Source organism: Methyloceanibacter sp. (genome assembly GCF_035650995.1).
Taxonomy (GTDB): Bacteria; Pseudomonadota; Alphaproteobacteria; order Rhizobiales; family Methyloligellaceae; genus Methyloceanibacter.
In genome coordinates this window covers 14573-27579 of the sequence record NZ_DASRGO010000196.1, presented here as the reverse complement: position 1 = coordinate 27579, position 13007 = coordinate 14573, and the positions used below count along the sequence as shown (strand labels likewise).

Here is a 13007-nt window from a genome sequence, read left to right as displayed (position 1 = left end):
ACGGGTCCGACTACCTCGCAGCCGAGGTCGGTCAGCCAATCCTCGACCAGCATGGAGATCAACGGCTCGTCATCTAAGACCAGAATACGCGGCACGCGAAACTCCTGCGATGACGCAAGGTAACCACCAGTCTAGCTGTGCGTTTAGCAAACGCGCCAGAGCGCAGGAGGTTCACTGTGCATCGCGTCGAAAGGGCAAATCGGCTGTTGCAGAACTCGAGAATCATCATCGCTTCGGGTTTTCTTCTGCTCGCGCTCGCCACGCTCGCCTTGGTCTTCGGGCTGTTGCGCTCCCGCCAGGCCGATCTTCGGGTGACGCATACCTTCGAGGTGCAGCACGCGGCCCAGGCCTTTCTGATTTCGACCACTGACGCCGAAAGCGCCGTCCGCAGCTATCTGCTTAGCATGGAGGCGGCGGACCTCGATCAGTTCGCCCCCTCCCTGGCCGATGCCGGTTCGCATCTCAAGTCGCTCACCGCGCTGACCGCCGACAACATCGTCCAGCAAGGCCGCGTAAAGATCCTCGACGGGTTGATCGGGGCGAAGGCCGAGCAGCTGCAGAAATGCGTCGCCTTGGCCAAGAGCGGAGAGCGGGATGCCGCGCTCGCCATCATCAATTCGCGCGACGACCGCGAGCTCTTGACCAAGATTCGCGCCGAGACCGAACAGGTGCTCTACACCGAGCGCAATCTTCTCGATGCGCGGCAGGCAGCAGCCCTTCAGTCCCGCTATCTGTTCGCCGGCTTGATCGGTGTTGCCCTGCTGACCGCGACCATCCTCGCCGCCATCTTGGCGGTTTCGACGCGGGCGGCGGTGAAAGGCCTGCTCGAGCGCGGCGCCGAACTCGAGGCCGAATCGAAGCGGCGCCTCGAGGCCGAGGCGACATTGCAACAATCGCAGAAGATGGAGGCGGTCGGCCAGCTCACCGGCGGCATCGCTCACGACTTCAACAACCTTCTCACCGTCATCATCGGCAATCTCGATACCATCAAGCGCAAGCTCGCCGAGGCCGGCGACGAGGATGGTGCCGATCTCCAGGCGAAGCTCGCAAAGCCGGTTCAGTCGGCCTTGAAAGGCGCGAACGCCGCCGCGCAGCTCACCCAACGCCTGCTCGCCTTCTCGCGCCGGCAGGCGCTCGAGCCGAAGCGCGTCGATCTCAACCGGCTCGTCACCGGCATGGTCGAGATCCTGCACCGCTCGCTTGGCGAGGACATCGAACTCGAAACCGTGCTCGGCGCCGGCGTGTGGCCGACCTTCGTCGATCCGCATCAGGTCGAGAATGTGCTGCTCAATCTCGCCCTCAATGCCAAGGCCGCGATGCCACACGGCGGCCATCTCAACATCGAGACAGCGAACTGCTACCTCGACGAGCACTACGTCGAGCAGTTCGGCGACATCGAGGCGGGGGAATACGTCATGCTGTGCGTAAGCGACACGGGAACCGGCATCGCGAAGGAGGTCCTCGAACGCGTGTTCGAGCCCTTCTTCACCACCAAGCCGCAAGGCGAAGGCTCGGGCCTCGGGCTTGCCATGGTGCACGGCTTCGTCAAGCAATCCGGCGGCCATGTCCGCATCTACAGTGAAGAGGGACAGGGCACGACGGTGAAGATCTACCTTCCCCGCGCGAGCGAAGCGGAAAAGGTTGCGGCGGTTCCCGCCGGCAAGCCCACGCGCCCGACGCCCACGCCGAGCGCGAAAAAGGACGAGACCGTTCTCGTGGTCGAGGACAATGACGGCGTGCGCGAGTATGCCGTCGAGGTTCTGGAAGGGCTCGGCTATCGCGTGTTTGCCGCGGGCGACGCCAAGGAGGCGCTGAGCGTCCTGGCCGACGGTTCCCCGATCGACCTCTTGTTCACCGATGTCGTCCTCCCCGGCGCGATGAACGGCCGCGCTCTCGCCGACCAGGCCAGGGGCATCCGCCCCGGCCTGCGCGTGCTCTTCACCACCGGCTACACCCGCAACGCCATCGTCCACCAGGGACGGCTCGATCCCGGCGTTCAACTCCTGAACAAGCCTTACACCCAGCACGCGCTTGCCCGCAAAGTCCGCGCTATACTCGACGCCTGAGGCAGCCTGGCGCCGCCACGGCGCGCCAAAGGGGGATCATGGGCTCGATCAGTGCGGTCTTCTCACTGGTATCCTTCATCCTTGGGCTGTTCTGCACGAGGCTCAAGACCGCCATTATCGCCGGCGCCGTGCCGGCCTTTGCCTATGTGGGCCTCGTCCTGATCGGTCTCCGCAACGTGCTGGCCGGCGCCGACCTCGCCTATCTCGGAGGCTGGCTGACGGGCTCCGCGCTCGCCGTCCTCCTGCCGGCGGTTATCGCCTCCTATCTCAGGCGGGGCATCGGCGCCCTCATCCGCCGCGCCAAAGGCAAGGAAGCCGCCTAGAGGCGGCTTTTTCTTGCCGATGGCGGCGTCTCTCGCTACCTAGATCGCACAGCCACCTAGCTTTGGGTCTCGCCATGGTCCAGTTCACTCTTCCCCGCAACTCGAAGGTCACCAAGGGAAAGGCGTGGAACCCGCCGCCGCAAGGGGCCGAGGACGGGCGCTGGCGCGAGTACCGCATCTACCGCTACGACCCCGAGACGGGCGAGAACCCGCGACTCGACACCTATTGGGTCGACATGAACGAGTGCGGCCCGATGGTTCTCGACGCGCTCATCTGGATCAAGAATAACGTCGATTCCACGCTCACCTTCCGGAGATCCTGCCGCGAGGGTGTGTGCGGCTCCTGCTCGATGAATATCGACGGCACCAACACGCTCGCCTGCACCATGCATGCCGACGACGCGCGCGGCTCCGTGATCGCCATCTATCCCTTGCCGCATATGCCGGTGGTCAAGGACCTCGTGCCGGACATGACGAATTTCTATGCCCAGCACCGCTCGATCGAGCCCTGGCTCAAGACCGATTCCCCCACGCCGCAGAAGGAATGGCTTCAGTCCAAGGAGGATCGCGACAAGCTCGACGGGCTCTACGAGTGCATCCTGTGCGCCTGCTGTTCGACCGCCTGCCCCTCCTATTGGTGGAACGGCGACCGCTATCTCGGCCCCGCCGTCCTGCTCCAGGCCAACCGCTGGATCGAGGACAGCCGCGACGAGCGCACCGGCGAGCGGCTCGACGAGCTCGAGGATCCCTTCCGGCTCTATCGCTGCCACACCATCATGAACTGCACCAAGGCCTGCCCCAAGGGTCTGAACCCGGCGTCCGCGATCGCCTCCCTCAAGCGCAAGATGGTCGAGCGCGCCGAGTAGCGGCAAAGGACGCCCATGATCGACCATATCGGCATCTCGGTCGGCGATGTGGCCCGGACGACCGAGTTCTATTTGAAGGCGCTCGCCCCGCTCGGCATCGGCATCGTCATGCAGGTCTCGGCCGAGGAGACCGGAGGCGGCGCGGCGGTCGGCTTCGGGGCTCAAGGCAAGCCGTTCTTCTGGATCGGCGAAGGCCTCCGCCCCGCAGGCGAGGGGCGCGTCCATGTCGCCTTCGCCGCGCGCAACCGCGCCGAGGTCGATGCCTTCTACGCAGCGGCGATCGCCGCCGGCGCGCGGGACAACGGCCCTCCGGGCTTGCGCCCGCATTACCATGCCAATTACTACGCCGCCTTCGTGCTCGACGCCGACGGCAACAACATCGAGGCCGTCTGCCATGCCCCCGCGTGATCACTGTTGTCGTCCTGCCAGCTCGAAGCGCCATGGCCGGCCTTGAGCCGGGCATCCGGTGGCCACGAACTCCGAGCGAGGCGCCCTGGATCGCCGGGTCAAGCCCGGCGATGACGTAATTAGAGATCAGCGCGGGCAGTTGGGCAGGGAGAAGGCGCAGGTCGGCGGCGGCGTGGTGCGCATCTTCTCCCGCTTCACCGGGTCTTTTTCCTTCTGCCAGGCATAGGGGCTGTCGACGTCCTTATGTGCGAAGGTGATGCGCGCGACGCGGTCGCCGTCGAACACGAAGCTCGCGGTGCAGTCCCAGCCGCCCTTGTCCTTCTTGCCGCCAATGCCGGCAAACGGGCCCTTCTGCTTCTTGTCGTCCTGCTTGTCGTCCTTCGCGGGCACCGGTCCCGCCCCGCTATAGTGGTAGGTGAGCGTCTCGCCCGCCGCGCCGCCGTAGCGCGAATGCGGCTGGCCGGCGCAGGAGATCACCTCGGCCTTGGTCATGCCGATATAGGGTTGGGTGGGGTCGCTCGCCGTGATCCGGTTCACCATGTCGGCCGGCCCCTGGACCGCCGTCGCGCAAGCCGCGAGCGAAGCGGCTGCGGCGAGGACCGGGATGAGGGCGAGGGGAACGCGCATGGCAAAAGCTCCGCCCCGGAAATCCGGCCACATCATGGCGCAACGACGCGAAGGTGACCATCAATTTCCTCGCCCCAGCTACAGCGCGGCAAAGAAATCGGCGAGCAGCTTGACGTTGAGCGCGATCACTGTCACGGCGACGAGGGCGGCAAGCGCCGTGATCCATCGCGGCGCGACGAGCGGACCCATCTTGCGCTTGTCCGCGGTGAACATCACGAGCGGCACGATGGCAAAGGGAAGCTGAAGCGAGAGGATCACCTGCGAGAGGATGAGAAGCTTGGCCGTGCCTTGCGATCCCCACCAGATGGTGACGATCGCGGCCGGAATGATGGCGAGCGCGCGCGTGGCGAGCCGCCGCATCCACGGCGGCAGGCGGATGTCGAGAAAGCCCTCCATCACGATCTGGCCCGACAGCGTCGCCGTCACCGTCGAGTTGAGCCCGCAGCAGAGCAGCGCGATGCCGAACAGAGTGGGTGCGAGCGCCGAGCCGAGCAGCGGCGCGAGGAACGAATGCACCTGGCCGAGCTCCGCCACGTTCGTCTGGCCGATCTTGTGGAAGGTCGCCGCGGCGAGGATCAGGATCGAGGCGTTGATGGTGAGCGCGAACATCAGCGCGATGGTCGAGTCCATGGTGGCGAGCGTGATCGCCTCGCGCCTCTCCGCGACCGAGCGGCCATAGGCGCGCGTCTGCACGATGCCCGAATGGAGATAGAGGTTGTGCGGCATCACCGTGGCGCCGAGGATGCCGAGGGCGAGATAGAGCATCTCGGGATTCCGCACGATCTCGACCGTCGGCGCGAAGCCTAAGATCACCCGGCCCCAATCGGGATCGGCCATGGCGATCTGGATGCCGAAACAGGCGGCGATCACGCCGAGCAGCGCGACGATGAACGCCTCGATATAGCGGAAGCCGAGCCGCTGCATGCCGAGGATGAGGAACACGTCGAGCGCGGTGAGGATGACGCCGAGCTCGAGCGGGATGCCGAACAGGAGATTGAGCCCGATCGCCGTTCCGATCACCTCGGCCAAATCGGTGGCGCAGATGGCAAGCTCGGCGAGCGCCCAGAGCGGCCAGGCGACGAAACGCGGAAAGGCGTCGCGGCAGGCTTGCGCGAGATCGCGCCCAGAGGCCACGCCGAGCCTGGCGCAGAGCGCCTGGAGGATGATCGCCATGATGTTGGAGAGGAGCGCGATCGACAGCAGCGCGTAGCCGAACTTCGATCCGCCGGCGAGCGAGGTCGCCCAATTGCCGGGGTCCATATAGCCCACGGCGACGAGATAGCCGGGGCCGAGGAAAGCGATGAGCTTCCGCCACATTGGCCCCGTGGGACGCGTCTTGATCGAGCCGAACACGTCGGCGAGCGAGGGCTCGCGCGAGGCGCGCCGCCAGCCGCGATTGATGTCGTGGTGCTCCTCCGCCGCGCGGTCTGCCGGCGCCGACCGGGTGCCCGCGCCGCGCAGGCAATCGTTGCGCTCAGCGAGCGCAGGATCGGCCGTGTCGGCCTTGGTGCGATCGAGCATGGACTTCCCTCTTGGGGGGACCTCTCACAGTCAACATATTTTAGATGCGAATAATTTGCAAGTGCAACAAGAGGCAAGCTGCGGCAACATATCGGCCGTAGGCATCTACGGAACAACCCGTGGCGCCCGTTGTTGGCCCTAGAGGTCCACAAGCCAACATAAAGGAGGCTTCGATGAAACGGACGGCTCTCACTATCACGCGCTCCGCCCGCTTGGCGGCGTTCGGCGGTGCGACTCTTCTTGCGGCTCTCGGCAGCGCGGCAGTTGCGACGACGCCCGCCTCTGCCGGAGAGCACCACGCCTATATCAACGACGCCGTGAACCGCGGCGGGCCGGCGAAGCTCGAGCAGGTGCGGCGCCGGGTCATCATCGAACACGACTATGTCTACGATCCGTATGCCGCGCCGGCATATTACCCGCCGACGGTTACCTACGGTCCGCCCGTGGCCTACCCGCCGCCGGTCGCCTATGAGGCGGTGCCGCCGGTCGATTACGACTATGTGGCGCCCGGCCCGGGCTTCGCGGTCGTAGGTCCGCGTGGTGGCGTCGTCGTCGGCTATTAGCCCGGCTTGACCCCCGCGAACTCATCCCTCCCCGTGAGGGGCGACGTGACCTGGCGGTCCCGCGGGGGTTGCTCGCGCCGCCACACCGCTGATTGTTCTATGTCTAGTCTTCCAGACAGGGCGAAACAGTCTGGCCGTTGACGAAACAGTATGGCCGTTGACGCGTTGGACAAGAGACGGGGGGCCTAACCGCGAGGTCCTCAGATGGCAAACGCAGAAACCTGCCGTTATCGCGGCTATGAGATTGTGCCTAGGCGTGAATGGTCGCAGTGGTGCGTCAGTGTCCATCCCACGCGCGCCGACCTTCCCATCCTGTCGCGGTCCACGCTCAGGAGTCTCGCGCCGCGCAAGGAAGATGCGGTGAAGGAGGCTAGAAAACGCATCGACCGCGTCCTGTCGTCCTGAGTAAAGGCGCCGATTCGAGATCCCCTTTTGTCCTTCGGCTTACGTGCCGCGGGAGCGGTCCAAAGCGGTCAGAAAGCGCGAGCGTTCCGACTTAAAAAGGGGTCGCCGTCGACTCATCTCCGGAACGATTGTTCGGCAGCGCGGTTGTGAGTGTGACGGGCGGGCTCTGCCTCGGAGCTCCGCATGCAAATTTTGCTCCTCGCCCTTTGCCTCTTGGGCGCCATCGTCCTCGCTTACGCGACGGGCGGCGCGAGTGCTCAGTCCGTCGAAACGGTGGTCATCCAGTCGAAGCGGGCCGAGCTCCATTCGGTCGTGGTGGACATGCCTCAAGTCATAGACTTGTCGGGAGCCTCGCCCGACTCCTGGGCGACTCTGCCGCCGGCGGTTAGGACGGAGGACCAAGTTCCGGCCACAAGCGAGCGACAATCGCAATTGCCCGCCGGCCTCCTAGCCCGAAACTGATGAATTCCCCCTCCCGCTCAATGCGGCGCAGCGGTGTAACCCGGATAGACGTACTTGCCGCCGGGGTTCGTGTGGAACTTCCGCGCCTGGCCGCGAAACACGTACTTGCCGCCGGGATTGGTGTGGAACTTGGTCCCGTAGTCGAGCGAATACCTCGCGCCAGGATTGATCAGAAGCGGAGCGGTCGAGAACGAGCGGCTGCTCACGCTGCTGCCGGCATCGGCGAGCGCGACCGCGCTCAACGACAAGAGAGCCGCGGTGGCGAACATGGCAACGATGCGTCTCAAGGGCTTTCGACCTTACTCTTGGCGCCGTCGCCCGATGCGAGCAGCGACCTTTTAATTATATGGGGTCGCCGCCTCGATTCCGTCCTGCCGGCCCGGGGAACCTGATCGGAAGCCGCACGTTACCCACACGGCATCGATGCTCCTCCCCTTGGCTCCCCGCCAACGCATCGATGCTTGGCTCCAACGCCAGTCGTGAGCATGAGAAGCCCGGCCGCCCCCGAGCCGGGCTTCTTTTCATACCCGCGGTGGGGGATGGCGGTTATTGGCCGCCGGAAGAACTCGCCGAGGACTTGTCCTCGATGCCGCCTGCCGACGGCGGCGGCTCTCCTTGCGGGGCGGGACTTGCTTCGCGCTGAGGCGACGCCGGCGGCGGCGCGGCCTCGCCTCCGCCCGAGGCGTCCTGCGGCTTGGGGACGGTGATGGTCGATCCGCCGGTCTCGGTGAAGGTGACGATGGCGGTGACCGGCACCCCGCTCGACTCGGCGCCCTTGGCGAAGCCCGCGAGCCGCATGCCGGAATAAGCCTTATCGGCGTTGTAGGACTGGAAATTGGAGTCCCTGATGGCGAACTTCCGCTCCGTCCCCCACAGCATCTTCACCTTGTGCTTTCCCTCGCGATAGCTCTCGCTCTCGGCGCGGTAATAGAAGCCGTGCACGCGGATCGCCGTATCGAACACGTAGCATTTGCCGGTCTCGACCTCGAGCCAACCGCGCGAGATGTAGTTGTCGGGGTACTGTTCGTAGGCGATGGCGATGTACAGCGTGTGCGGAAACTCGTTGCAGAAGCTGATCTCGCCCTCTTCGGCGCGCGCCGGGGACAGGACGAGAAGTGGCGCCCCGAGTACGGCTAAGCCAAGGCAGGATCGCAAGAGAGCCATGTTGCCCTCCTTCGGCGAAAATCAATTCCAGCCGGCGAGCTGCGGATAGGTTCCAAGCCGCGTGCCGGCCCTCGGCACAACCTTCCAGCCGAGCGCCGCGAGCTGGGCGGTCGCCCCAGGGCTCGCGGTTCCGGTGATCCACAATTCGCCGCTGCGGCTCCCGCCCACAAGGCCGGCGAGAGGCGCGCTCCAGGTGAGATAATCAACCGGAAGAATGCTGACGGTTCCGTTTGCGGTCGCAAGCATGGGGGCGCCGCCCACGCTCACGAAGCCGCGCACCGGCGAGATCTTGCGCGAATATTGCTGAATCAGCATGGCCTGATGGCGGTAGAAGAAGCCCATCTCGATCGAGGAGGCGTTGGCCGCGCCGGCGATGAACAGCTCCCGCCCCTGAGCGTTCCCGAGATTTTCCATCACCGTCACGATAACCGCCTTGTCAGTCGGCGTAAGGTTGGGGTTGGCATAGAAGGCGTTGATCGTGCCTTGCGAGATGCCGATGGCGGTGAGCGACTTGCGCCCGTCCTTCTCGAGATCAGCCGGCGACTTGTCGCGGAGCAGATCGCGCAGCTGGCTCGACGTACCGGTCGCGCCGATGGCAAAGCCCGCGGGTCCGGCCACGAAGCTCATGCCGACATTGGCGGAGGTCTCGCCCACCGCGCTTGCGGTGGCGACCCGCTTCAACTGATCGGCAAGCGGCGAAAAGGTCGTGTTGGGGTCGACCCCGAGATTGAAGGCGGCCTTGCGCCGCGCCGAGGCGCCGCCCGTCACCGATGCAACGATGCTGTCGCCATGCGGATCGGTCGCATTCATCGCGGCGTCGGCGCTGCCGAACACGCGGCCGACGCCGCGAAACGTATCGCCGATGGTCTGCCCTGGGTTGGTCACGAGGTCCTTCGCGGTGTTGAGCGGCCGGAGCGCGGTCTTGCCGGCCGATTCGACCGCCGTCTCGGCGCCGTTCACCTCTTCGAGTTTTGCGGTTGCCGCGATCTCGCGCAGCCGCACGCGTAAGAGATCGCTGCCCTTGACCCTGAACGGACCCCATTTGGTATTCACGCTGAACACATATTGGAAGTTCTCGACCGGGACGCTGTTGCCGATCGAATAGTCGGCGCCGCGCAAGGGGATGCCCTGGAGCACCTGCCCGGCCGAGAAGGTCGGTGCGCCTTCATATTGTCCGGCGTCGGACGGAACGGCGAGGAGAAAAGCGGCGCACGCAAGGAGCGCGGCCGAAGCCGAGGAGACCCAGGACCGGTGCATGATTTCTACCCTCTACGCGACGCCGAACCGTCGATGGCGGCCGCCGCTCTCCCGCCTTCTGCCGGAGATTAGCCCCAAAACAGCCTTGCGAGAAGGAGCGCCTTTGGCCCTATTTGAACAGGGCGAAATAGATGACGTAGAACCAGCTGAAGAAGCCGTGGATAATGGCCCACAGGATCGAATGGTTGTTGGTATAGGAAATGGCGATGGCGAGCGCCGTGCCGAAGCTGATGCCGTATTTGGCACCTTCGATGCTGTAATTGACATTCATAGTTGCCTCCTCAAATCGCTGGATCAGCACGCGGCGCTCCGTTTGTGCCACAGAGCGTAAAGCCCGACCGCCCAGGCGAACAACGCCACGCACCAGTGAAACACGTTGATGTTGTGCCCAAGCCTCATGCCGAAATGATACGGCGTCAGGCTGCCGAGCGAGGCCAGCGCCGTGTAGAAGACCGCGAAGGCGAGCGCGTAGGCCGTCGCATAGCGCGGGCGGTAGAAGCCGATGAACGTGCCGGCGAGACCCCATACGAAATGCACCGCGGCGAGAAGCGGGTCGAGCCTGAAGCCGATTGCGAAGTGGTCGGGGTCGGTGCCGAAGCCGTAATACGCGTAGGAGAGGAGCAGGATGCCGCCCTGGGCAAGGAGATAGACGCTGCATCGCGCCGCCCACACCACGAGCGGCCAATGCGGCGCCTCGAGAGGCTCGCTGTCCGGCGTGTCCGGCCCGCTTTGCGTCATGGGATTCCTCCCCGCGAAGATCGCGGAAGGAGAAGTCTACAGCCAATCGGGCGGCTTTTCGCTCGCCGAAGCGCCGCTTGTCCCCATCATTGCGCGACGAGTTCGACCCGCCGGTTCTTGGCGCGCCCCTCGTCCGTGTCGTTCGGCGCGATGGGTTGCGTTAGGCCCGCGCCTTCGGCCGTGAGCCGGTCCGCCGAGATGCCGTAGCCCGCGGTCAGCGCCGCAACAACGTTGGCGGCGCGCCTCTGGGAAAGATCGAGATTGTACTCGGCCGTGCCTTGGTTGTCGGTATGTCCAACGACCTTGAGCTTCAGGTCGGGCTTGCCCTGCATCAGCTTGGCGATCTCATCGAGCGTGGGCTTCGATTCCGGCTTCACCACGTCCTTGTCGAAATCGAACAAGATGCCATAGAGGGCAACCTTGCCGGATTGGGCGATCGCCTGCTCCATCTGCGAGGCGTTGAGGAAGACGATCTTGTTCGTCTCCATTTCCTTGGTCTCGACCACGCGCACGACGGCGACATTGCCGCGCGCGCTCTCGCCGAGATAAAGGCTGACATAGACGGCGCCCTCTGGGCGGTCGAGCCGCGCCAAGAGGTAGCGGCCCTGCTGCTCGAACCAATTGTGGACGTAGTCGTCGTCGAGCTTGGGCAGGTTGAGCGGATCGCCGATGGCGTTGCCGAGATAATAGGCGGCGTCCTGCTGCCGGCTCTCGAAACAGGTGCCATCTCCGGTCGCGCAGGCGAACATGATGGTAAAGCCCTTGGCCTTCAGACTGTCCTGGTAGTTGCGCAGCACCTCGAGGCTCGAGCGGCCTTGCGGCAGCTTGTAGTAGATAAGGATGATCTTGCCCTCGATGGTCCTGAAGCCGTTGCCGCTCCGGTCTCCGGCATGTTCGGGCGCGAATGCACCCTCAATGATCTGCGTCTCGTCGTATTCCTTCACGCTGTAGCCGACGATCTCCGCCCCCTCGAAGCGGCCGACCAGCGGATGATCGCCGCTTCCGGCCACGTCGGCTGCGACGGCCTCGCCGAGCGTCAGCATGCAGAGGAGGGTGAGCGCCGCGACAAGGGTCGCGTACCGCTGGACCTTGCAACAACTCATATTCGCTCTCCTGAGATTGGGCGGCAAAATGGCGGGACTACTTCACGAGCGTACAGTTCGGCGGAGGCACCGTGTCGAGCGATGACTATGCCGCAAAACCGTTCCGCAAACGAAGGGAATCCCGCGCGAACCGAGCGCGCGACCGCGCTCCATGCTAAGCTCTTCAGCCAATCGAAAAGAGGGGGCTAGCGATGGACCTCATGCCTACGCCTGAAGCGCGTGCCGCCCTGATCGCCCGCGCAAGAGACCTTCTGCTCAACCCCAAAGAGGAATGGCCCAAGATCGCGGCCGAGCCGGCGACGGTCGGCAGTCTTTACCAGAGCTACGTCGTCTACCTCGCTGCGGTACCGGTGCTCTGCACCCTGATCGGCAGCCTCCTGTTTGGTTACGGCGTCGGCGGATTCACCTATCGCCCGACGGTCTTTGGCGCCGTGACCACCGCGATCCTGCAATATCTCGTGCAGCTCGCCGGGGTCTATGTCTTCGCCCTGATCATCGAGGCGCTCGCCCCCCGCTTCAGCGGCGAAAAGGACCGCGTCGCCGCCTTCAAGCTCGCCGCCTATTCGGCGACCGCAAGCTGGCTTGCCGGGGTGTTCTACCTGCTCCCGTTCTTGCACGTGCTTGCCGTGCTTGGCCTCTATAGCCTCTATCTGCTTTACACCGGCGTTCCCGTCGTCATGCGCGTGCCGCAAGAGCGGGCACTCGCCTTCACCGGCGCGCTAATCGCCGTGGGTCTTGTTCTCGGCCTCATCGTGGCGGCCCTGATCGGCGCGCTCGTTCCCGTGCCTGGGCCGAGCGAGGTGGGCGAAGTGGGCGGCAAGATCAGCCTGCCGGGGGGCGTGAACATCGACATGGACAAGCTCGACAAGGCCGCCAAACGCCTCGAGCAAATGTCAAAGCAGGCCGAGTCATCCTCCGACGAAGGCGCAGGCGACGATGCCAAAGGCACGCGTCCCTCACCCATCGCACCTGAGGCTCTGAAATCGTTCCTGCCCCCGAGCCTCCCGGGCGGCTTCGCCCGCACCGACCTGTCGACCGCCTCCGGCGGCGCCGCGGGATTCGATTTCGGCAATGCCAAGGGCGTGTACCAGAAGGGCGATGCGCGCATCACCTTGTCGCTGACCGACATGGGCGCTGCCGGCGCACTTGCCACGCTCGGCAGCATCTTCGGCGCGAGCTCGAGCGAGGAGACCGCGACCTCCTATTCCAAGCTGGGGCAGGTCGATGGCCGCATGACCATGGAGGAGTTCAACCGCGAAACCAAGGCCGGCAAATTCGCCGTGATCGTGGGCGAGCGGGTCATGGTCGAGGCCGAGGGCGAAGGCGCCACCATGGATGAGCTGAAGGCCGCGGTGGCTGCCGTCGATTTCGGCCAAGTCGAGGCGCTCGCCAAATAGGCTTATTCGGCCCACTCTCCGTTCCGCGCCGGCCTAAACCAGCACCTTGCGCCGAACGCCGATTGCATTTAACCAAATCCCCGCGTGGATCAGCCCCTTTGGGGCGG

The 13007-nt window shown here is 64.9% G+C and carries 16 protein-coding genes; 8 read left to right on the top strand and 8 right to left on the bottom strand.

Going from position 1 to position 13007, the window contains the following annotated elements; translation table 11 throughout:
• Nucleotides 1-206: 206 nt before the first annotated feature.
• From VFB18_RS14770 to VFB18_RS14755, 4 genes are all read left to right on the top strand, one after another.
• Nucleotides 207-2066 carry a CHASE3 domain-containing protein gene (locus VFB18_RS14770; protein ID WP_324976967.1) on the top strand — a complete coding sequence of 620 codons (1860 nt, stop codon included), beginning with the start codon at nucleotides 207-209 and terminating at the stop codon, nucleotides 2064-2066.
• A 38-nt stretch (nucleotides 2067-2104) separates the two neighbouring features.
• The gene (locus VFB18_RS14765; protein WP_324976964.1) at nucleotides 2105-2389 is read left to right on the top strand and encodes a hypothetical protein; all 285 of its coding nucleotides are present in this window, start codon (nucleotides 2105-2107) and stop codon (nucleotides 2387-2389) included.
• Nucleotides 2390-2463: 74 nt separating this feature from the next.
• Complete coding sequence (locus VFB18_RS14760; protein WP_324976962.1) at nucleotides 2464-3255, top strand: succinate dehydrogenase iron-sulfur subunit; 792 nt, start codon at nucleotides 2464-2466, stop codon at nucleotides 3253-3255.
• Nucleotides 3256-3270: 15 nt separating this feature from the next.
• On the top strand, nucleotides 3271-3663 hold the full coding sequence (locus tag VFB18_RS14755) for a VOC family protein (protein WP_324976959.1): 393 nt from the start codon (nucleotides 3271-3273) through the stop codon (nucleotides 3661-3663).
• A gap of 126 nt (nucleotides 3664-3789) precedes the next feature.
• Here VFB18_RS14755 and VFB18_RS14750 read toward each other — a convergent pair whose 3' ends face one another.
• Nucleotides 3790-4290 (bottom strand): hypothetical protein, encoded by a 501-nt coding sequence (locus tag VFB18_RS14750; protein WP_324976957.1) that lies wholly within the window; start codon nucleotides 4288-4290, stop codon nucleotides 3790-3792.
• 78 nt (nucleotides 4291-4368) lie between these two features.
• The gene (locus VFB18_RS14745; protein ID WP_324976954.1) at nucleotides 4369-5811 is read right to left on the bottom strand and encodes an Nramp family divalent metal transporter; all 1443 of its coding nucleotides are present in this window, start codon (nucleotides 5809-5811) and stop codon (nucleotides 4369-4371) included.
• A gap of 173 nt (nucleotides 5812-5984) precedes the next feature.
• Here VFB18_RS14745 and VFB18_RS14740 point away from each other — a divergent pair, with 173 nt between their 5' ends.
• From VFB18_RS14740 to VFB18_RS14730, 3 genes are all read left to right on the top strand, one after another.
• Nucleotides 5985-6374 (top strand): hypothetical protein, encoded by a 390-nt coding sequence (locus VFB18_RS14740; protein ID WP_324976951.1) that lies wholly within the window; start codon nucleotides 5985-5987, stop codon nucleotides 6372-6374.
• A 204-nt stretch (nucleotides 6375-6578) separates the two neighbouring features.
• Nucleotides 6579-6779, top strand: coding sequence for a hypothetical protein (locus VFB18_RS14735; RefSeq protein WP_324976949.1), 201 nt, complete (start codon nucleotides 6579-6581; stop codon nucleotides 6777-6779).
• A 183-nt stretch (nucleotides 6780-6962) separates the two neighbouring features.
• The gene (locus VFB18_RS14730) at nucleotides 6963-7241 is read left to right on the top strand and encodes a hypothetical protein (protein WP_324976947.1); all 279 of its coding nucleotides are present in this window, start codon (nucleotides 6963-6965) and stop codon (nucleotides 7239-7241) included.
• Nucleotides 7242-7258: 17 nt separating this feature from the next.
• On the opposite strand, the gene VFB18_RS14725 is transcribed toward VFB18_RS14730, so the two are convergent.
• The 6 genes from VFB18_RS14725 to VFB18_RS14700 all read right to left on the bottom strand — a co-directional run bounded on the left by VFB18_RS14725 (nucleotide 7259) and on the right by VFB18_RS14700 (nucleotide 11503).
• Nucleotides 7259-7528 (bottom strand): hypothetical protein, encoded by a 270-nt coding sequence (locus VFB18_RS14725; RefSeq protein ID WP_324976945.1) that lies wholly within the window; start codon nucleotides 7526-7528, stop codon nucleotides 7259-7261.
• A 259-nt stretch (nucleotides 7529-7787) separates the two neighbouring features.
• A complete protein-coding gene (locus VFB18_RS14720; RefSeq protein WP_324976942.1) occupies nucleotides 7788-8405 on the bottom strand; it encodes a DUF1036 domain-containing protein in 618 nt (205 codons plus the stop codon).
• A gap of 21 nt (nucleotides 8406-8426) precedes the next feature.
• On the bottom strand, nucleotides 8427-9662 hold the full coding sequence (locus VFB18_RS14715) for a hypothetical protein (protein WP_324976940.1): 1236 nt from the start codon (nucleotides 9660-9662) through the stop codon (nucleotides 8427-8429).
• A gap of 109 nt (nucleotides 9663-9771) precedes the next feature.
• A complete protein-coding gene (locus VFB18_RS14710) occupies nucleotides 9772-9933 on the bottom strand; it encodes a hypothetical protein (protein WP_324976937.1) in 162 nt (53 codons plus the stop codon).
• Between the two features lie 23 nt (nucleotides 9934-9956).
• Complete coding sequence (locus tag VFB18_RS14705; RefSeq protein WP_324976934.1) at nucleotides 9957-10400, bottom strand: hypothetical protein; 444 nt, start codon at nucleotides 10398-10400, stop codon at nucleotides 9957-9959.
• A gap of 86 nt (nucleotides 10401-10486) precedes the next feature.
• Entirely contained in the window at nucleotides 10487-11503 is a 1017-nt protein-coding gene (locus VFB18_RS14700) for an OmpA family protein (protein WP_324976931.1), read from the bottom strand.
• 191 nt (nucleotides 11504-11694) lie between these two features.
• On the opposite strand from VFB18_RS14700, the gene VFB18_RS14695 reads away from it, so the two are divergent.
• On the top strand, nucleotides 11695-12900 hold the full coding sequence (locus VFB18_RS14695) for a Yip1 family protein (RefSeq protein WP_324976928.1): 1206 nt from the start codon (nucleotides 11695-11697) through the stop codon (nucleotides 12898-12900).
• Nucleotides 12901-13007 lie beyond the last annotated feature (107 nt).